Here is an 18,088-nt window from a genome sequence, read left to right as displayed (position 1 = left end):
CCTCCGGTCTTTCGGAATTGATCGGAAGTGATCGGTACCGGGGGTCTAGCAGGTTGCGGCCCCCGGCTTCAAGAGGCCCTCGAACACGCCCGGTAGGGTGAACGCCATGCGTGATCTCGGGGTGGGCTTCGGCTACGTGTTGAAGGGCCAGCGATGGGTCGCCGGCCACGGCCGGTGGTTCGGATTCGGGCTGTTGCCCGGTCTGGTCACCCTGGTGCTGTACGCGGGAGCGCTGATCGGCCTCGCCTATGGCGCCGACGACCTGACGGCCTGGGCGACGCCCTTCGCCGACGACTGGTCCTCGCCCTGGCTCGGGCTCTTCCGGGGGTTCCTCACCGTCCTGCTCTTCGCGCTCGGGCTGTTCCTCGCGGTGGTCACCTTCACCGCCGTGACCCTGCTCGTCGGCCAGCCCTTCTACGAATCGCTCTCGGAGGCGGTCGACCGCGCGGAGGGCGGCGAGGTGCCCGAGTCGGGGCTGCCGTTCTGGCGCGAGCTGTGGATCTCCGCCCGGGACAGCCTGCGGATCCTGGTCAGGGTGGCGCTGTACGGCGTGGTGCTCTTCGCGCTCGGTTTCATCCCCGTCGTCGGGCAGACCGTCGTCCCGGTGATCGGCTTCTGTGTGTCCGGCTTCTTCCTGGCGGAGGAGCTGACGGCGGTGGCGCTCCAGCGGCGCGGGATCGCCCTGAAGGAACGCCTCGTACTGCTCCGCGGCCGCCGGATGCTCACCCTGGGCTTCGGTGTTCCGCTCACGCTCGCCTTTCTCGTCCCGCTGGTGGCGGTCTTCCTGATGCCGGGCGCGGTGGCCGGAGCGACCCTGATGGCCCGCGATCTGACGGCGCCGGAGGGCGAGCCGGGCCGGACGCTCGACGGCGGCGGTGACGCGGCGACCCTCTCCCTCGGCGCGGTCCCGAAGCCCGGCGGGGCCGGGCGTTCCGAGACCCCGGGGCCCGGCTCCCGGTGACGTCCGGCCGGGGCCGCCGCCGCTTCCCGCGACGGCCCCGGTGTTCGGACGGCCCGGCTTCTCAGGAAGCCCCGGCCGCCACTGTGATGATCGCCCGGAGCTGCTCGATGATGTCCAGCCGGTTCTGCACGAACTCCGGATCCGTCACCGTCCCGGTCGCCGGATTGGTGTTGCCCGCTCCGAACTGCAGCACCGGCGTGTGCACATGGCCGCCCGGGATGTCCCGGCCCAGCCGGTCGCGCAGCAGGGTCGCCCGGTAGGCGATCTCGTTGGACAGATAGTCCCCGCCGCCTCCGGCGCGGGCCGCCGAACCCGGAGTCGGTCCGTCCGGCCGTACCACCGGAGCCGTGGCGCCCGCCGGGATCTCCGTCACCGAGGTGTTGTCGTACACCGGGAAGCGGCCGGTGTCCGCCGCCACGATCGCCGGGTACGGCAGGCTGGTCGTCGTCCACTGCGGCTGGGACGCCGGATCGGTCACCGGGACGAGCCCGGTCTCCGAGACATTCTCGTTGTCTCCGAAGCCGCCGCGCCAGGCGCCGTTGAAGCGCTCCACATCGATCCTGCCGACCCGGCCCTGGCTGACCGTCGTGAAGAGATCGGCCTCCGACAGCGGTCCGCGCAGGGCCCGTTCGACGGTGCCGTCGGCGAAGTCCCGCCAGCGGACCGGGAAGACGGCGGTCTCGATACGGGCGGGACCGCCGGCCGTCCTGATCACCGTGCCGTCCAGCGCCAGCGCCGTCGCTCCGGACGGATTGCTGATCCGGATGTCGCTGTCCAGGGTGAACGGGTCGAAGCCCGTCACCACGATCCGCTTGACACCCCGGTCGTGGCAGCCGCCCTTCCGCCCCGGGAACGTCAGTGAGTCCTGGCCCCGGGAGGAGCGCTCCAGCTTCCCGAGCAGACGGGCCCTGGCGGCCTCGGACAGCCTGAACTCGGGCTGCCACTGGCGGAGTTCGCGAGTGAGCGCGAGACGCGCCCAGTAGAGCGGGCGGTCGTCGTCCCGGCTCAGGTCGCCGCGCGCGGGGCCACGGCCCTGCGCGCGGTCCACCGCCCGCTGCCACAGCCGCGTGCCCTGCCGGGCGATGGCCCGCTCGGCTTCGGCGTACGAGTCCGCGCCGCGCAGCGCGCGCACGAAGTCCGGAGCGACCTTGTCGAAGCCGCTGCGCCGCAGGATCTCCTGCGGCACGGCCCCGTCGAGGCGCTGCTCCTCGACGGTGAACGCCGCGGCGGCGGGCGCCTGTTGGGCGGTCGCGGACGGCGGTGGCACGGCGAGCGTCAGGGCGGCGGAGGTGAGCAGGGCGACACCGAGCACGTTGGGGCGTACGCGTATTCGGCTCATGGGCCTCATGAGTCTCACGGGAGTCCTTCCGTCGGATGGCGGAAGTATCGCCTCCGGAGCGGTCGATGACCATGGTGCCTTGCTCCCGGTCCGGACGCGCGGAGGCGCCGGACCCGCACCGGTCAGGCGGAAGGACCCGGGCCGCCCGCGCGCAGCAGTGTGAGAAAGTCCCGGAACGCCGCGGACATGTCCACCGATTCCGGGTCCAGCAGCCACTGGTACTGGAGTCCGTCCATCACCGCGGTGAGCAGCGGGGCGGCCTGTTCCGGTGTGAGGCCGCCCGGCAGCCGGTCGCCGAACTCGTCCCGCAGGACGGCCGTCATCTCGCCCCGGACCTGGTCGTAGCGGTGCGCGAAGAAGTCCCTGGCCGGGTGTTCCTCCGTCACGCTCTCGCCGAGCAGCGCCGAGAAGGTCTGGACGACCCCCGGGCGCATCGCGTTGTAGTCCACGAGCGAGGTCAGCAGCTCCAGCCGCCAGCCCCGCCGGCCACGGCCCCCGCCGCCGGTGTCCCACTGGTCGCGGTCCTCCAGGACGGCGACGAGTAGTGCCTCCTTGCTGGGGAAGTAGTGGAGAAGTCCCTGCTGGGTGAGGCCGACCCGCTCGGCCACCGCGCCCAGGGTCGTGCCCCGGTAGCCGCGCTCGGCGATCACTTCGAGGCTGGCGCGGAGAATGTCCGCCCGCCGCTCCTCGCTTCTGGCTCTCGCCATCGCCCGCGTCCCTTCCCCTTCGCCCGCCGACAGGACCGTACGCCATATCCACATCACGAAGCGGCAACAAAGCCTACTCATCTACAGATTTTCGGTCCGACGTGTAATCATCGGCGGGAACGTCAACGAGGACGAGGAGGGACCGCCGTGGCACCCGTCACCCGGGCCGATCAGGAACGCCACGCGGCCGTCGAGGCGGCGCTCGGCGCACTGGATCTGGACGCCAAGGCCCGGCTGCTGGCCGGACAGGACATGTGGTCGCTGCCCGGACTTCCCGAGATCGGGCTGGCGTCGCTCGTCATGTCCGACGGTCCGATCGGGGTCCGTGGGACCCGCTGGACCGCCGACGACCCGTCCGTCGCCCTGCCGTCCCCGACCGCGCTCGCCGCCACCTGGGATCCGGAGCTGGCCCGCCGCGCCGGCCGGCTGCTCGCCCAGGAGGCCCGCCGCAAGGGGGTGCACGTCCTGCTGGCGCCGACCGTGAATCTGCACCGCTCGCCGCTCGGCGGCCGGCACTTCGAGGCGTACAGCGAAGACCCGTATCTCACCGGCGAGATCGGCACCGGCTATGTCCTCGGTGTCCAGGACGGCGGCGTCGGCACGACCGTCAAGCACTTCGCCGGCAACGACGCCGAGACCGACCGCTTCACCGTCGACAACATCATCGCTCCGCGCCCGCTGCGTGAGCTGTATCTCGCGCCCTTCGAGGCCATCGTCGCCAACGCCCACCCATGGGGCATCATGGCCGCGTACAACCAGGTCAACGGCTCGACGATGACCGAACACCGCTATCTCCAGAACGAGGTCCTGCGCGGCGAGTGGGGCTTCGACGGCTATGTCGTCTCGGACTGGCTGGCCGCGCGCTCCACCGTCGGCGCGCTGCTCGGCGGCCTCGATGTCGCGATGCCCGGCCCCCGGACCGTGTACGGCGAGGCGCTCGCCGAGGCCGTCCGGGCCGGCGAGGTGGCGGAGTCCGCCGTCGACGAGGCCGTACGCCATGTGCTGAGGCTGGCCGCCCGCGTCGGCATCCTGGACGGCGCGCCGCCCGCCGTCACACGGCCGCCCGCGCCCATCGACGGCGAGGCCCTGGCCCGCGAGGTGGCGCGCCGCTCCTTCGTCCTGGTACGCAACGAGGTGCGCGGCGAGCGGCCCGTCCTCCCGATCGACCCGGCCGCCACCGGCACCATCGCGCTCATCGGCGCCGCCGCCCGCGACGCCCGGGTCCTCGGCGGCGGCTCCGCGGTGGTCTTCCCCCACCACATCGTCTCTCCGCTGGACGGCCTCAACGCGGCGCTCGCCGGATCCAGCCTCGCCGAGTCCGACTTGGCCACGGGCGCTCTGAGCTACTCCATCGGCGCCGACCCGAGCGATGAACTCGCCGCCGCCGACAAGGGGTTCGCGCTCAGCGCCGTCTGCCGCGCCGAGGACGGGCGGGTTCTCGGGACGGCCACGGTGCCCGGCGGCCGGGTGCAGTGGGCCGGCAGCGACCTGCCCGACGGCGTCACCCACGACGAGCTGCACACCGTCGAGCTGACCGGCCACTTCCTGCCCCGGGAGAGCGGCGAGCACACCTTCGGCACCCGCGGTCCCGGCGGCTTCGTCCTCACCGTCGGCGGCGAGGTCCTCTTCGACGGCCACCAGGAAGCGGGCACCTCCTCCGACCCGTTCGAAGCGTTCTTCGGCGGCCCGGTGGAGCGCGCCCGCGCCGAGTTCACGGCGGGGCAGCGGGTCGAGATCTCGCTGCTGCACACCGTGTACAAGACCACGGACGCCCCGATCAGCGCCGTCGCCTTCTCACTGCTCCACCTCGGCCCGCGGCACGACCCGGACGAGCTGATCGCGGAGGCGGTCGAGGCGGCCCGCACCGCGGGCACCGCGGTCGTGGTGGTCGCCACCACCGAGGCCGTCGAGTCCGAGGGCTTCGACCGCGCGGACCTGCGCCTTCCCGGGCGCCAGGACGATCTCGTACGGGCCGTCGCCGCCGTCAATCCGAACACCGTCGTGGTGGTCAACACCGGCTCACCGGTGGAGCTGCCATGGCGCGAGGACGTGGCCGCCGTGCTGCTGAGCTGGTTCCCGGGCCAGGAGGGCGGCGCCGCCCTGGCCGATGTCCTGCTCGGTGAGGCCGAGCCGGGCGGCCGGCTGCCGACCACCTGGCCGGCCGTCCTGGCGGACGCCCCGGTCTCGGACACCACTCCGACGGACGGCGAACTCCACTACACCGAGGGCGTGTTCATCGGCTACCGGGCCTGGGAACGGGCCGGCACCGCCCCGGCGTACCCCTTCGGACACGGCCTCGGCTACACCGACTGGGAGTACGAGACCATCTCCGCCACCACCACCGAGGCCAGGGTGCGGCTGCGCAACACCGGAGCCCGAGGCGGCCGCGAGGTCGTCCAGATCTATCTGGCCCCGGTGGCCGGTACGGCCCAGGACCCCGACACCGCCGAGCGGCCGGCCCGCTGGCTCGCCGGATTCGCCTCGGCCGAGGCGGGGCCCGGCGAGACGGTCGAGGTAGGTGTCCCGCTGCGCCGCCGGGCCTTCGAGATCTGGGACGAGCGGTCGGGCTCCTGGTCGTTCGTCCCCGGTACCTACGAGGTCCAGGCCGCCCACTCCGTCGCCGACCGCCGGCTGAGCGCCACGGTGGACGCGCGGGCGTAAAACGTACGGCCCCGGGCGGAACCTGACACCGCCCGGGGCCGTATGCCTGACCCCTGACTCACCACGCCGGCGCCGACTCCGGGCTATCTGACGGCGAAGCCGTACCTCGTCGTCGAGGTGTACACCTCACCGGGCCGCAGCACGGTGTTCGGGAAGTCCGGGCGGTTCGGGGAGTCCGGGAAATGCTGGGTCTCCAGCGCGATGCCCTCGCCCGGACCGTACGGCTTTCCGTCGAAATGGTCGCCGGTGTAGAGCTGCATGCCCGGCTCCGTCGTCGTCACCGTCAGCAGCCGGCCCGACTCCGGGTCGTACAACTCGGCCACCAGCCGCTCCGCGTCCGGCCCGAACCCGTCCAGCACGAAGTTGTGGTCGTAGCCCAGAGTCAGCGGGCGCGGCTCACGGAAGTCGAAGCGGGTGCCGTCGATGGGCATCAGCTCTCCGGTCGGCACACCGGCGCCGTCCACCGGCGTGATCAGGCCGGCCGCGATCCGCAGCTCGTGCCCGGTCGCGGTGCCGCTGCCCGCGCCACCCAGGTTCCAGTATGTGTGATTCGTCAGATTCACGGGTGTCGGGGCGTCCGTCACCGCGCGGTAGTCGATCCGCAGCGCGCCGTCCGCCTCCAGCGTGTACGTCGCCGAGACCTCGACCCGGCCGGGGAAGCCCTCCTCGCCGTCCGGGCTGATCCGCGACAGCCGCACCCCGTGGTCGCCGTCCTGCTCCGCGTGCCACACCCGCCGGTCGAAGCCCTGCTCACCGCCGTGCAGAGTGTTCGGTCCGTCATTGCGCGCGAGCCGGTGCGTCCGCCCGTCCAGCGTGAAGGCGGCGCCCGCGATGCGATTGGCGTAGCGGCCGACCAGGGCGCCGAAGTACGGCCCCCGGGAGCCGAGGTAGCCCGCGACATCGGGGAAGCCCAGCGCCACATTCGCGATGCCGCCGTTCCGGTCGGGCACCTCCACCGACTGCACGACCCCGCCGTACGTCAGCAGTCGTACCCGGGACTCGGCCCGTTCGAGGGTCCAGCGGTGGACGGGCGTACCCTCGGCGGTCGCGCCAACGCGTTCGGTGTTCATGACAGTCACACAGGCACCCTACGCCGGACAGCTCCCGTGCCGGGTCAGGAGGGCGGCCGCGCCGCGGTGACATTGCGGTACGCGATCTCCGCCAGCCTGCCCTGCCCGTTCTTGCTGGGATGGAACCAGTCCCAGTGGCTGAGCTGGGCACCCGTGAACCGGTAGTCGAAGACCGCACCGCCGTCGTAGCGGCAGCGGCGGTCCTTGGCGCACACGTCCTTCAGCACGCCGTTGTACGCCACGACCCGGTCGTACACCAGGGCCCGCCGGCTCTGCGCGCGCTTGCTCATGTCCTGCGCGTTCCCCAGCATCGTGGCGCAGATACCCAGCTTCCAGATCTGCCGGCCCAGCGGGTTGCCGCGGCCCGTCGACCAGAGCCGTTTGAGATCCGGCACGCTCGACACGTACACCTGCGCCCTGGGTGCTCCGGCGCGCAGCCGGCGCATCGACAGCTCGAAAGACTTACGGAAGTCAGCGACCGGCGTCATCTGTTTGGCTGAGTCCTGGCAGGCGTCATTCGCGCCGACCATGACCGTGACCAGCTCGGGCCCGCGCCGCGCCGCCTGGATCATCTGGCTGGGCAGATCCGACATCCGGGCCCCGGACACCGCCAGATTCCAGCTGTGCTCCGTCACCGCCGGCGCGCCCAGCAGTCGCAACGCGAGGCTGCGCACCTCGCTGTCCGTACCGGTCGACCAGGACACCTCCGGGCAGTCCGCGAGGACCACACAGGCGTCGAAGCCACGGGTGATGGAGTCACCGACCGCCGCCACCGAGGCCGGACTGCGGTTCCAGACGGGCGTGGGGCGCGGAGAAGGGCTGGCGTGCCTGGTCGCGTCCGAGGCCGGGACATCACAGCCGGTCAGCGCGGAACCTGCGGCGAGCACCGCCGCCGTCAGCGCCGCGACGCCCACGCGCGGGCGACGGCCGCGAGCCCGGCTCCGGCTCGGGCTCCAGATCCGACTCCGACGGCTCTCCCGCATCACGGCCCTTCCCCGTTGGCGTCCTCAGGCATCCGGCGGCGTCCCGGCGAGTGAAAGCTTCGCGCATATCGGGGCCGGGACCGACGGTACGTCACCCCGGGCCCCCCGCCGCACGGTAGCTTTTGCCACGTCGAACCAGAGATGCCTGATCTCTCGGCTCCGGTAAATTACATCACGTCACATGCTGTCCCTTTTGCGGAGTTTTACTCCCGATGCTGTTTACTGAGGCCGCTGGGAAAGGCGAACCTCGTCCCACACTGGAGGTCCCGGTGACGACACGTGGAGTTCTGTACGTTCACTCCGCACCGCGCGCGATGTGCCCCCACGTCGAATGGGCGGTGGCGGGCGTCCTCGGCCTGCGCGTCCAGCTCGACTGGATCAGACAGCCGGCCTCGCCCGGCACCTGGAGAGCCGAGGTGTCCTGGAAGGGACAGCCGGGCACCGCCTCCAAACTCGCCTCAGCCCTGCGCGGCTGGCAGATGCTGCGCTTCGAAGTGACCGCCGAGCCCTGTCCCACCGCGGAGGGCGAGCGCTACAGCGCCACCCCTGACCTGGGCATCTTCCATGCCGTCACCGGAATGCACGGCGACATCCTCGTCCCCGAGGACCGGCTGCGCGCCGCTCTCGCACGCTCCCGGCAGGGCGAGACCCAGTTGGAGGAAGAGGTCGCCAAGCTGCTCGGCAAGCCGTGGGACGACGAGCTGGAGCCCTTCCGCTACGCGGGCGAGGGCGCGCCCGTTCGCTGGTTGCACCAGGTCGTCTGAGCACGTCCGGCCGCGCCGTCCTACCGTGGTCCCATGGCTGATCAACTCACAGTAGCTGTCCTGGGCACCGGCATCATGGGTTCCGCGATGGCCCGCAACCTCTGCCGCGCGGGACTCGACGTCCGCGTCTGGAACCGCACCCCCGAAAAGGCCGAAGCCCTCACCTCCGACGGCGCGCGGGCCGCCCAGACCCCGGCCGAGGCCGTCACCGGCGCCGATGTCGTCCTCACCATGCTGTACGACGGACCTGCCGCACTGGAGGCCATGACGGCCGCCGGTCCCGGTCTGCGTCCGGGGGCCATCTGGGTCCAGTCGACGACCGCCGGCGTCGAGGGCATCGCCCAGTTGTCCGACCTCGCCCGGCACCTGGGACTCGTCTTTGTCGACGCCCCCGTACTCGGTACGAAGGGCCCCGCCGAGAGCGGCGAGCTGCTGGTGCTGGCCGCCGGTCCCGAGGACGCGCGGCCCACGCTCGGCGCCGTCTTCGACGCCATCGGCCGGCGTACGGTCTGGCTCGGCGAGGACGGCAGCGGCGCGGCCGCCACCCGCCTCAAGCTCGTCTGCAACAGCTGGGTGCTCATGCTCATCCACGGCACGGCCGAGGCGGTCTCCCTGGCCAAGGGGCTGGGGGTCGACCCGCGGTACTTCCTGGAGGCCATGACCGGCCCACTGGACAACGGCTATATGCGCCTCAAGGCCGACGCGATCCTCAACGACGACTACACGCCGTCGTTCTCCGTGGTCACCGCGGCCAAGGACGCCCGTCTGATCGTGGAGGCCGCCGAGGCCGCGGGCGTACATCTGGACCTCGCGGCGGCGGGCGCGGAGCGCTTCCGCCGGGCGGAGGCCCAGGGCCACGGCGACGAGGACATGGTGGCGTCCTACTTCGCCAGCTTTGACAACTGACGGTCCGCCACCGACGGCGGACGGCGCGGGACCCGCCGAACGGCTCAGGCCCGGCCTCTTTCGAGGGACCGGGCCTGAGCGCGCGAGCGCCGGAATCAGGTCGTGCGCAGAGCCAGCACCACGTTGTGACCACCGAAGCCGAACGAGTTGTTGATCGCCGAGATCGTGCCGCTGGGCAGCGCCCGCGGCTCGCCGCGCACCACGTCCGCGTCGACCTCTTCGTCGAGGTCGTCGATGTTGATGGTCGGCGGCGCCGTGCGGTGGTAGAGCGCGAGGACCGTGGCCACGGTCTCGATACCGCCCGCGCCGCCCAGCAGATGGCCCGTCATGGACTTCGTACCGGAGACGGCGACATGGTCCAGGTCGTCGCCCAGGACCCGGCGCAGCGCCTTGATCTCGGCGACGTCGCCCTGGGGCGTGGACGTGGCGTGCGCGTTGAGGTGCATGACCTCGGACGGCTTGAGGTCCGTCGAGTCCAGCAGGTTCTCCAGCGCCTTGGCGATGCCGCGGCCGGTGGGCTCGGGCTGGGCGATGTGGTGCGCGTCCGAGGAGAGGCCCTGGCCGAGCACCTCGCAGTAGACCCGCGCGCCGCGCGCCGCGGCGTGCTCCGCCGACTCCAGGACGACGATGCCCGCGCCCTCACCGAGGACAAAGCCGTCACGCGCCTTGTCGTACGGGCGGGAGGCTTTGGTGGGCTCGTCGTTGTTCTTGGACATCGCCATCATGTTGGCGAACGCCGCGATGGGCAGCGGGTGGATGGCCGCTTCCGTACCACCGGCGACGACCACGTCGGCGCGCCCGGTGCGGATCATCTCGACGGCGTAGCCGACCGCCTCGGCGCCCGACGCACAGGCGGAGACCGGGGTGTGCACGCCCGCGCGGGCGCCCACCTCCAGGCTGACATTGGCGGAGGGGCCGTTCGGCATCAGCATCGGCACGGTGTGCGGGGAGACACGGCGTTCGCCCTTCTCCTTCAGCACGTCGTACTGGTCGAGCAGGGTGGTCACGCCGCCGATACCGGAGGCGATCACCGTTCCGACCCGGTCGGCGTCGACGGAGGTGTCCTCGCCGGCCCTGCCGGTGAAACCCGCGTCCGCCCAGGCCTCCCTGGCCGCGATCAGCGCGAACTGCGCCGAGCGGTCGAGCTTGCGGGCGAGCGGACGGGGCAGTACATCGCCCGGGTCGACCGCCGCGACGGCGGCGATACGGACCGGCAGACTGGCGAAGCGTTCGCCCACCAGGGGACGGACGCCGGAGCGGCCCGCGAGAAGGCCTTCCCAGGTCGATGCGCTGTCGCCACCCAGTGGTGTGGTTGCGCCGATACCGGTGACGACCACGGTGCGATTGGTCGAGCTCACTGGAATTCTTTCTCCACGTGTAGAGGGTGCTGAATTTTTACGGCGCCACCACCGGGTGGCGTCAGCCGCGCGACGAGCGTCAGGCCTGGTGGTCCGCGATGTACGAGGCGGCGTCACCGACGGTCTTCAGGTTCTTGACGTCGTCGTCCGGGATCTTGACGTCGAAGCGCTCTTCGGCGGCGACGACGACCTCGACCATGGACAGCGAGTCGACGTCCAGGTCGTCGGTGAAGGACTTGTCCAGCTTGACGTCCTCGACCGGGATACCGGCGATCTCGTTCACGATCTCGGCGAGACCGGAGACGATCTCTTCCAGGGTGGCGGCCATGTGGGGCGCTCCTTCGATAGTCAGCAGAGGGATATATCGGAACACGATCCGGAAGATCCGGAGTGCCTAGGGGAGGGTAACGACCGTCGCGGCGTAGACGAGACCCGCCCCGAAGCCGATGACGAGCGCGGTGTCGCCGCTCTTCGCCTGTCCGGTCGCCAGAAGCCGCTCCATCGCGAGCGGAATCGAGGCGGCCGAAGTGTTGCCGGTGGTTTCCACGTCACGGGCGACCGTGACGCTCTCCGGCAGCTTCAGAGTCTTCACCATCGAGTCGATGATCCGCATATTGGCCTGGTGCGGAATGAAGACGTCCAGGTCTTCCGAGCCGATCCCGGCCGCGTCCAGCGCCTGCTGGGCGACCTTCGCCATCTCGAAGACGGCCCACCGGAAGACGGCCTGGCCCTCCTGGGTGATGGCCGGGAACTTCTCCACCGTGCCGTCGCGGTAATCGTCCCACGGCACGGTCTGTTTGATGGTGTCGGCCTTGTCGCCCTCGGAGCCCCAGACGGTCGGGCCGATCATCGGCTCCTTGGCGGGACCGACGACCACGGCGCCCGCGCCGTCGCCGAAGAGGAAGGCCGTCGCGCGATCCTCCAGATCGGTCAGATCCGAGAGCCGCTCCACGCCGATCACCAGGACGTGCTCGGCAGAGCCCTCGACGACCAGGCCCTTGGCCAGGGTCAGTCCGTAGCCGAAGCCGGCGCAGCCCGCGGAGATGTCGAACGCGGCCGGCTTGCCGGCGCCGATCTTGTCCGCGATCTCGGTCGCGATGGCCGGGGTCTGCTTGAAGTGCGAGACGGTCGAGACGATCACGGCGTCGATCTGCTCGGGCGTGACCCCGGCGTCGGCGATCGCCTTGCCGGACGCCTCGATGGACATCGCGGCGACGGTCTCCTCCGGAGAGGCCCAGTGACGGGTCGCGATTCCGGAGCGGGAGCGGATCCACTCGTCGGACGAGTCGATCGTCTCGAGGATCACCTCGTTGGGCACGACACGGGTCGGGCGGTACCCGCCGACGCCCATGATGCGCGCGTACGGGGCGCCCTTGCTGGGCTTGATCTTCGACATGCTCTCTGGCTCCTATTCAGCCGTGGAGGAGTGCTCGGCGATCAGGGCGCGGGCCGCGTCGAGGTCGTCGGGGGTCTTGAGTGCCAGGGTCTTCACGCCGGGCATGGCGCGCTTGGCGAGACCGGTCAGGGTGCCACCGGGGCTCAGCTCGATCAGCGCGGTCGCGCCCCGCTGGACGAAGGTTTCCATGCACAGGTCCCAGCGGACCGGGTTGGCGACCTGTCCGACCAGGTGTGTCAGGATCCCGGAGCCGGTGGCGACGGCCTGGCCGTCCTTGTTCGAGACATACGGTACGGCCGGGGCGGCGGCGTCAAGGGTACGGGCCGCCGCTTCCAGCGTCTCGACCGCGGGCGCCATGTGGTGTGTGTGGAACGCGCCGGCGACCTTGAGCGCCACCACGCGGCGCACGCCCTCCGGCTTCTCGGCCTCCAGCGCGGCGAGCTCTTCGAGCGTGCCGGCGGCCACGATCTGGCCGGCGCCGTTCACATTCGCCGGCGTCAGACCGAGCTTCTCCAGATACGCGAAGGTGGTCTCGGGGTCCCCGCCCAGCAGTGCCGACATCCCCGTCCGGGTGGTGGCGGCGGCCTCGGCCATCGCCAGCCCCCGGGTCCTGACGAGCCCCATGGCCGCGTCGTCCGTGAGCACCCCGGCCAGCGCGGTGGCGGCCAGTTCGCCGACACTGTGCCCGGCCACGACGCCGACGTCCCGGGCCACGTCCCCGGTGACGGGGAAGAGTTGACGGGCCGACAGCAGGGCGGCCGCCACCAGCAGGGGCTGGGCGACCGCCGTGTCACGGATCTCGTCCGCGTCGGCCTTCGTGCCGTAGTGGACCAGGTCCAGGTCGATGGCGGCCGACCAGGCCCGCAGCCGGTCTTCGGCGCCGGGAAGATCGAGCCAGGGAGTCAGGAAGCCGGGCGTCTGAGCGCCTTGGCCGGGAGCGACGAGTACGAGCACCCTCACACTCTCTCTTGGGGACGGTCCTCACCGCCCGTGGGGACAGGGACCAAGAACCATCAGGGGAATTGTTGGAGTACGACAAAAGTCTAGGACTGGGGATCCCCGTCGGCCAGACGCCCGAGGATCAGGGCGATCCGCAGCGTGAACGCGGACCGTACGTCCGAGGGTGACCATCCGGTGACGTCAGTCACACGTCGAAGCCGGTATCGCACGGTGTTGGGGTGAACGAAAAGCATCCGCGCCGCGCCTTCGAGGCTGCTCGCCTGTTCAAGATAGACACTCAGAGTCTCCAGCAGCGCGGAACCCGCTTCTTCGAGCGGTCTGTAGATCTCCTCCACCAACTGGTCACGTGCGGAAGGGTCGGAGGCGATGGCGCGCTCCGGCAGCAGGTCGTCCGCCAGCACCGGGCGCGGCGCGTCCTGCCAGGCGAAACACGCCTTGAGCCCGGCGGCGGCGGCCTGCGCCGACCTGGTGGCGGCCAGCAGATCGGGCACCACGGGGCCCGCGACGACGGGGCCCGCGGCATAGGGACCGATCAGTGCCTTGGCGACCTGGAGCGGGTTGTCGCTGCCGCCCGCGATCACCACCAGCCTGTCGCCGAGGACGCCGGTGAGGACCTGGAGCTTCGCGTGCCGGGCGGCCCGGCGGATGGCCTCCACGGTCAGTTCGCTGTCCCCGTCAGGGGCGGTGCCGAGCAGCACACAGACATGCTCGGGGGAGTTCCAGCCGAGCGCCGCGGCCCGGGAGACGGCCCCCTCGTCCGCCTCGCCGGAGAGCACGGCGTTCACCACAAGGGACTCCAGCCGCGCGTCCCAGGCACCGCGTGCCTCGGCGGCCTGCGCGTAGACCTGCGCGGTCGCGAAGGCGATCTCGCGGGCGTAGACGAGCAGTGCCTCGCGGAGTATCGCCTCGTCGCCCGGCGCCGCGACCTCCTCGATGGCCGATTCCATGACCTCGATCGTGGTCCGCACCATCTCCACGGTCTGGCGCAGGGTGATCGCCCGTGTCAGCTCGCGCGGCGCCGTGCCGAAGACATCGGTGGAGATGGCCTGCGGGGTCTCCGGGTGGCGGAACCATTCCGTGAACGCGGCGATACCGGCCTGTGCGACCAGCCCGATCCAGGACCGGTTCTCCGGCGGCATCGCGCGATACCACGGGAGTGTCCCGTCCATGCGTGCGATGGCGTTGGCGGCGAGCCGTCCCGAGGACTGCTCCAGCCTGCGCAGCGTCGCGGGATGGGGATGGGGTTCGATCGCGGGTTCTGGCACGGGGACAAGACTGCCTTATCGGGTCGGGTGTCTGTGGTGCCGGGGCTACGGTGGACCTGTGATTCTCGTACGCCACGCGGCGGAGCGTTACCCCGGCGGCGATGCCTCCGCCGGAATCGAGTCCCTGCACGCCTTCTCCTTCGGGCGCTTCTACGACCCCGGGAACCTCCGCTTCGGCGCGGTCCTCGCCTGCAACGAGGAGCGGCTCGCGCCGGGCGCCGGGTTCGGTGAACATCCGCACAGCCATATGGAGATCGTCACCTGGGTCGTCGAGGGCGAGCTCACCCACCGTGACTCGGAGGGGCACGCCACCGTCGTCAGGGCGGGCGACGTCCAGCGGCTCAGCTCGGCCGGCGGCGTGCGGCACGTGGAGCGCAACGACGGCGACCGGCCCCTGGTCTTCGTACAGATGTGGCTGGCGCCACTGGAGCCGGGCGGCGAGCCCGCGTACGACATCGTGCGCGGCATCGCCGACTCCACGCCGTACGCCGTGCCCGCGGCCGGGGCGATGCTGCATGTGCGGCGCCTCGGAGCGGGCGAGCGGGCCGCCGTGCCCGACGCGCCCCATGTGTATGTCCACGCGGTCCGCGGCGGAGTACGTCTGGGCGGCGCGGAGCTGGGACCGGGCGACTCGGCGCGCGTCACGGACGCCGAGGGCCTGGAACTGGCCGCGGGCCCGGCGGCGGAGGTGCTGCTCTGGGAGATGTCGGGCTGAGCCCGCCCCGGCCCGGCGGCGGTCAGCGGGCGGAGTCCCGGCGCAGCTCCGCGAGGACGGCGTCGGTGAAGGGCGGCCAGGCGTCGACGGCCCAGGAGCCGAAGGCCCGGTCGGACAGCGCCACACACGCCGCCCCGGCGTCCGGGTCGACCCACAGGAACGTACCGGACTGGCCGAAGTGCCCGAAGGTGCGCGGCGAGGACGAAGCGCCCGTCCAGTGCGGGGACTTGGTGTCCCGGATCTCGAAGCCCAGGCCCCAGTCGTTGTTCCGCTGGTGGCCGTAGCCGGGCAGCACACCGGACAGCCCGGGGTGCACCACCGTCATCGCCTCCAGCACGGTGCGCGCGTCGAGCAGCCGCGGCGCCTGGAGTTCGGCGGCGAACCGCACCAGATCGTCCACGGTCGAGACGCCGTCCTTGGCCGGCGACCCCTCCAGGGATGTGGAGGACATGCCCAGCGGTTCGAGCACGGCCTCGCGGAGATAGTCGGCGAAGGGGATCTCGGTGGCCTTGGCGACATGGTCGGCGAGCGCCTCGAACCCGGCGTTGGAGTAGAGCCTGCGGGTGCCGGGCGCGCTGGTCGCGCGGTGCTCGTCGAAGGCCAGCCCGCTGGTGTGCGCGAGCAGATGACGGACCGTGGAGCCCTCGGGCCCGGCCGGCTCGTCCAGTTCGACCGCGCCCTCCTCGTACGCCACCAGCACCGCGTACGCGGTGAGCGGCTTGGTCACGGAGGCGAGGGGAAACCGGTGTGCGGTGGGGCCGTGTGCACCGGCGACCGTGCCGTCCACTCGTACGACGGCGGCCGCGGCGGTGGTCGCCGGCCAGTTCTCGATCAGCGCCAGGCTCTGCATGGCACCGACTCTAGTGCCGACTCCCGTGCCGCGTCCGCCCCGTCGCGGGCCGGGCGGGCTCTCGCGGCGGGTCCGGGCGGACCAGGTCCTGGAACGTCAGCCGCATCGAGGGATCGGGCGTGCGGGCGAAGCCCAGGGACGTGTACAGCGGCTCGCCCTCCCGTGACGCGTGCAGATCGATCTTGCGGACGCCACGGCTCCGGTACCACTCCAGCAGCGCCTCCAGGCAGGCCCGTGAGTATCCCCGGCGGCGCAGGTCAGGATCGGTGGCGACATTGAAGACATGGCCGCTGGTGCCGGTCGGATTGCCGGGACCGCCGAGCCGGTACTCGATCGTGCCCACGGCGCAGGAGGCCAGCCCCGGCCCGGCCCCGCCGGAACCTTCCGGGCGATCCACCACAAAAGCCATGAGCGACCCGTCGGGGACCGCGAGACGCTCGCGGAGGGTCTCGATCGCGGCCGGCTGCCATCCGGTGTCCGGGTCCGGCCCCCGGTACGAATCGAGCATGACCTTGCGAAGGCGGACCAGTTCTTCGGCGTCGGTGGGGGTGGCGCGGCGTGCGGGGCTCATGAGCTGGGAGGGTAGTGCGAGGCGCCGGGAAACTCGCCCCCTTTTCCGCTTGCTTCGAGTGCACTCCAAGGAATTAGCGTTGTGGACATGACGCTGACCGAGAGCAGGGCCGTACGAACGGAACGTGTTGAGACCTGCGCGGCGGCGCCCCGCGCGCATCCGCGTCCCGACGGGGACCGCTACACGATCAGCGAGGTCTCCGCCTTCACCGGGCTCACCGCCCACACCCTGCGCTGGTACGAGCGGATCGGCCTGATGCCGCACGTCGACCGGTCGCACACCGGCCAGCGCCGCTTCACCAACCGTGACCTGGACTGGCTTGCCTTTGTCGGGAAGCTGCGGCTGACCGGGATGCCGGTCGCGGACATGGTCCGCTATGCGGAGCTGGTCAGGGCAGGCGAGGAGACGTTCGAACAACGGCGGGAACTGCTGGCGCGGACCAGGCGCGATGTCCTCGCCCGGATCGCGGAGCTCCAGGACACCGTCGCCGTACTCGATCACAAGATCGGCTTTTACGCGGACGCCGGCAGGGCGTCGGAGAGGGTCTGAACCCTGATGAGTGACAACGGGATCATCAGCAAGGTGCGGCTCGGGACCGGCGGCCCCGAGGTCGGTGTCCAGGGGCTCGGCTGCATGGGCATGAGCTTCGCGTACGGACCGACGGACGCCGACGAGGCCCGGGCCACCCTGGAACGCGCCCTGGAGCTGGGCGTCACGCTGTACGACACGGCGGACGTCTACGGCAAGGGGGAGAACGAGAAGTTCGTCTCGCCGTTCATCCGGGCGAACCGCGACAAGGTCGTGGTGGCCACGAAGTTCGGGCTGGGAATCCACCCGGACGACCCCACCAAGCGGATCATCCGCAACGACCCGCCTTATATCCGCCGGAGCGTCGAGGGAAGCCTCCAGCGCCTCGGCGTGGAGGTGATCGACCTCTACTACATGCACCGCCGCGATGTGAACATCCCGATCGAGGAGACGGTCGGTGTGATGGCCGAACTGGTCTCCGAGGGCAAGGTCAAGCAGCTCGGGCTGAGCGAGGTCACCGGCGACGAGCTGCGCGCCGCGCACGCCGTGCACCCGATCGCCGCCGTGCAGTCCGAGTGGTCGCTGTTCAGCAGGGACATCGAGGCGGCCGTCGTCCCGGCCGCCGCCGAACTGGGCGTCACGCTCGTGCCGTACTCGCCACTCGGCCGGGGTTTTCTGACCGGCGCCTTCGTCAACGCCGACCAGGAGCTGGGCGCCGGCGACTTCCGCCGTCAGCAGCCGCGTTTCACCGGTGAGAACGCGGCGGCGAACGCCACACTGCTCGAACCGGTGCGCAAGATCGCCGAAGGCCGTGACGCCACCCCCGGGCAGGTCGCGCTCGCCTGGGTGCAGCAGCGGGCGGCGGTGCACGGACTCGGTGTCGTACCGATCCCCGGGACGCGCAGGCCCAGCCGGATCGAGGAGAACACCGCCGCGACCCGCCTCATCCTCACCGCCAGCGAACTGGAACTGCTGGAGCCGATCGCGGGCCGGGTGGCCGGCGGCCGGTACACCGACATGTCCTTCACCTCGGCGGGCCGCGAGTAGGCCCGCG

Annotated in this window: 18 protein-coding genes; 7 read left to right on the top strand and 11 right to left on the bottom strand. The window is 71.3% G+C overall.

Translation table 11 applies throughout. The annotated features are described in order from the left end of the window. Positions 1–106 precede the first annotated feature (106 nt). Entirely contained in the window at positions 107–961 is an 855-nt protein-coding gene (locus ABZ707_RS02825) for an EI24 domain-containing protein (RefSeq protein ID WP_360166583.1), read from the top strand. 61 nt (positions 962–1,022) lie between these two features. On the opposite strand, the gene ABZ707_RS02820 is transcribed toward ABZ707_RS02825, so the two are convergent. Both ABZ707_RS02820 and ABZ707_RS02815 read right to left on the bottom strand, forming a co-directional pair. Further along, positions 1,023–2,300, bottom strand: a complete 1,278-nt coding sequence (locus ABZ707_RS02820) for a pyroglutamyl peptidase (protein WP_360166580.1) — start codon at positions 2,298–2,300, stop codon at positions 1,023–1,025. A 122-nt stretch (positions 2,301–2,422) separates the two neighbouring features. Next, on the bottom strand, positions 2,423–3,007 hold the full coding sequence (locus tag ABZ707_RS02815; RefSeq protein WP_319678713.1) for a TetR/AcrR family transcriptional regulator: 585 nt from the start codon (positions 3,005–3,007) through the stop codon (positions 2,423–2,425). 147 nt (positions 3,008–3,154) lie between these two features. On the opposite strand from ABZ707_RS02815, the gene ABZ707_RS02810 reads away from it, so the two are divergent. After that, positions 3,155–5,668, top strand: coding sequence for a glycoside hydrolase family 3 C-terminal domain-containing protein (locus ABZ707_RS02810; RefSeq protein ID WP_360166576.1), 2,514 nt, complete (start codon positions 3,155–3,157; stop codon positions 5,666–5,668). 83 nt (positions 5,669–5,751) lie between these two features. Here the strand turns inward: ABZ707_RS02810 and ABZ707_RS02805 are convergent, their stop codons facing one another. Together ABZ707_RS02805 and ABZ707_RS02800 are read right to left on the bottom strand one after the other, a co-directional pair. After that, a complete protein-coding gene (locus tag ABZ707_RS02805; RefSeq protein ID WP_360166985.1) occupies positions 5,752–6,738 on the bottom strand; it encodes an aldose epimerase family protein in 987 nt (328 codons plus the stop codon). A 44-nt stretch (positions 6,739–6,782) separates the two neighbouring features. Next, positions 6,783–7,652, bottom strand: coding sequence for an SGNH/GDSL hydrolase family protein (locus ABZ707_RS02800; protein ID WP_360166573.1), 870 nt, complete (start codon positions 7,650–7,652; stop codon positions 6,783–6,785). Positions 7,653–7,990: 338 nt separating this feature from the next. Here ABZ707_RS02800 and ABZ707_RS02795 point away from each other — a divergent pair, with 338 nt between their 5' ends. Both ABZ707_RS02795 and ABZ707_RS02790 read left to right on the top strand, forming a co-directional pair. Continuing rightward, the gene (locus ABZ707_RS02795) at positions 7,991–8,485 is read left to right on the top strand and encodes a DUF3145 domain-containing protein (protein ID WP_319678710.1); all 495 of its coding nucleotides are present in this window, start codon (positions 7,991–7,993) and stop codon (positions 8,483–8,485) included. Between the two features lie 33 nt (positions 8,486–8,518). Then, positions 8,519–9,391 (top strand): NAD(P)-dependent oxidoreductase, encoded by an 873-nt coding sequence (locus ABZ707_RS02790; protein ID WP_360166570.1) that lies wholly within the window; start codon positions 8,519–8,521, stop codon positions 9,389–9,391. A gap of 95 nt (positions 9,392–9,486) precedes the next feature. Here the strand turns inward: ABZ707_RS02790 and fabF are convergent, their stop codons facing one another. The 5 genes from fabF to ABZ707_RS02765 form a co-directional block, all read right to left on the bottom strand. Further along, positions 9,487–10,749: a beta-ketoacyl-ACP synthase II gene (fabF, locus tag ABZ707_RS02785; protein ID WP_360166567.1), complete on the bottom strand. Its 1,263-nt coding sequence runs from the start codon at positions 10,747–10,749 to the stop codon at positions 9,487–9,489. Positions 10,750–10,828: 79 nt separating this feature from the next. Beyond that, positions 10,829–11,077: an acyl carrier protein gene (locus ABZ707_RS02780; protein ID WP_319678707.1), complete on the bottom strand. Its 249-nt coding sequence runs from the start codon at positions 11,075–11,077 to the stop codon at positions 10,829–10,831. A gap of 66 nt (positions 11,078–11,143) precedes the next feature. Next, positions 11,144–12,145 carry a ketoacyl-ACP synthase III gene (locus ABZ707_RS02775; RefSeq protein WP_360166564.1) on the bottom strand — a complete coding sequence of 334 codons (1,002 nt, stop codon included), beginning with the start codon at positions 12,143–12,145 and terminating at the stop codon, positions 11,144–11,146. 12 nt (positions 12,146–12,157) lie between these two features. Next, on the bottom strand, positions 12,158–13,099 hold the full coding sequence (locus ABZ707_RS02770) for an ACP S-malonyltransferase (RefSeq protein WP_360166982.1): 942 nt from the start codon (positions 13,097–13,099) through the stop codon (positions 12,158–12,160). Positions 13,100–13,188: 89 nt separating this feature from the next. Continuing rightward, positions 13,189–14,370, bottom strand: coding sequence for a helix-turn-helix domain-containing protein (locus ABZ707_RS02765; RefSeq protein WP_360166561.1), 1,182 nt, complete (start codon positions 14,368–14,370; stop codon positions 13,189–13,191). Positions 14,371–14,428: 58 nt separating this feature from the next. Here ABZ707_RS02765 and ABZ707_RS02760 point away from each other — a divergent pair, with 58 nt between their 5' ends. Further along, a complete protein-coding gene (locus tag ABZ707_RS02760) occupies positions 14,429–15,085 on the top strand; it encodes a pirin family protein (RefSeq protein WP_360166558.1) in 657 nt (218 codons plus the stop codon). Positions 15,086–15,107: 22 nt separating this feature from the next. On the opposite strand, the gene ABZ707_RS02755 is transcribed toward ABZ707_RS02760, so the two are convergent. Together ABZ707_RS02755 and ABZ707_RS02750 are read right to left on the bottom strand one after the other, a co-directional pair. Then, a complete protein-coding gene (locus ABZ707_RS02755; RefSeq protein WP_360166555.1) occupies positions 15,108–15,935 on the bottom strand; it encodes a serine hydrolase domain-containing protein in 828 nt (275 codons plus the stop codon). Between the two features lie 10 nt (positions 15,936–15,945). Then, positions 15,946–16,506, bottom strand: coding sequence for a GNAT family N-acetyltransferase (locus ABZ707_RS02750; protein WP_360166552.1), 561 nt, complete (start codon positions 16,504–16,506; stop codon positions 15,946–15,948). 87 nt (positions 16,507–16,593) lie between these two features. Between ABZ707_RS02750 and ABZ707_RS02745 the strand changes: the two genes are divergently transcribed. Both ABZ707_RS02745 and ABZ707_RS02740 read left to right on the top strand, forming a co-directional pair. Further along, positions 16,594–17,055 (top strand): MerR family transcriptional regulator, encoded by a 462-nt coding sequence (locus tag ABZ707_RS02745; RefSeq protein WP_360166549.1) that lies wholly within the window; start codon positions 16,594–16,596, stop codon positions 17,053–17,055. A gap of 6 nt (positions 17,056–17,061) precedes the next feature. Continuing rightward, positions 17,062–18,081 (top strand): aldo/keto reductase, encoded by a 1,020-nt coding sequence (locus tag ABZ707_RS02740; protein ID WP_360166546.1) that lies wholly within the window; start codon positions 17,062–17,064, stop codon positions 18,079–18,081. Positions 18,082–18,088: the final 7 nt, after the last annotated feature.

The sequence above is a fragment of the Streptomyces sp. NPDC006923 genome (assembly GCF_040635655.1).
Taxonomy (GTDB): Bacteria; Actinomycetota; Actinomycetes; order Streptomycetales; family Streptomycetaceae; genus Streptomyces.
The sequence above is the reverse complement of the archived record's forward strand: the minus strand, read 5'-3'. Positions and strand labels throughout refer to the sequence as shown.

Coding starts and splice junctions, on each gene's coding strand:
- ABZ707_RS02825 (WP_360166583.1), top strand. CDS start 107: ATGCGTGATCTCGGGGTGGGCTTCGGCTACGTGTTGAAGGGCCAGCGA.
- ABZ707_RS02820 (WP_360166580.1), bottom strand. CDS start 2,300: ATGAGCCGAATACGCGTACGCCCCAACGTGCTCGGTGTCGCCCTGCTC.
- ABZ707_RS02815 (WP_319678713.1), bottom strand. CDS start 3,007: ATGGCGAGAGCCAGAAGCGAGGAGCGGCGGGCGGACATTCTCCGCGCC.
- ABZ707_RS02805 (WP_360166985.1), bottom strand. CDS start 6,738: ATGAACACCGAACGCGTTGGCGCGACCGCCGAGGGTACGCCCGTCCAC.
- ABZ707_RS02790 (WP_360166570.1), top strand. CDS start 8,519: ATGGCTGATCAACTCACAGTAGCTGTCCTGGGCACCGGCATCATGGGT.
- ABZ707_RS02780 (WP_319678707.1), bottom strand. CDS start 11,077: ATGGCCGCCACCCTGGAAGAGATCGTCTCCGGTCTCGCCGAGATCGTG.
- ABZ707_RS02775 (WP_360166564.1), bottom strand. CDS start 12,145: ATGTCGAAGATCAAGCCCAGCAAGGGCGCCCCGTACGCGCGCATCATG.
- ABZ707_RS02755 (WP_360166555.1), bottom strand. CDS start 15,935: ATGCAGAGCCTGGCGCTGATCGAGAACTGGCCGGCGACCACCGCCGCG.
- ABZ707_RS02750 (WP_360166552.1), bottom strand. CDS start 16,506: ATGAGCCCCGCACGCCGCGCCACCCCCACCGACGCCGAAGAACTGGTC.
- ABZ707_RS02745 (WP_360166549.1), top strand. CDS start 16,594: ATGACGCTGACCGAGAGCAGGGCCGTACGAACGGAACGTGTTGAGACC.
- ABZ707_RS02740 (WP_360166546.1), top strand. CDS start 17,062: ATGAGTGACAACGGGATCATCAGCAAGGTGCGGCTCGGGACCGGCGGC.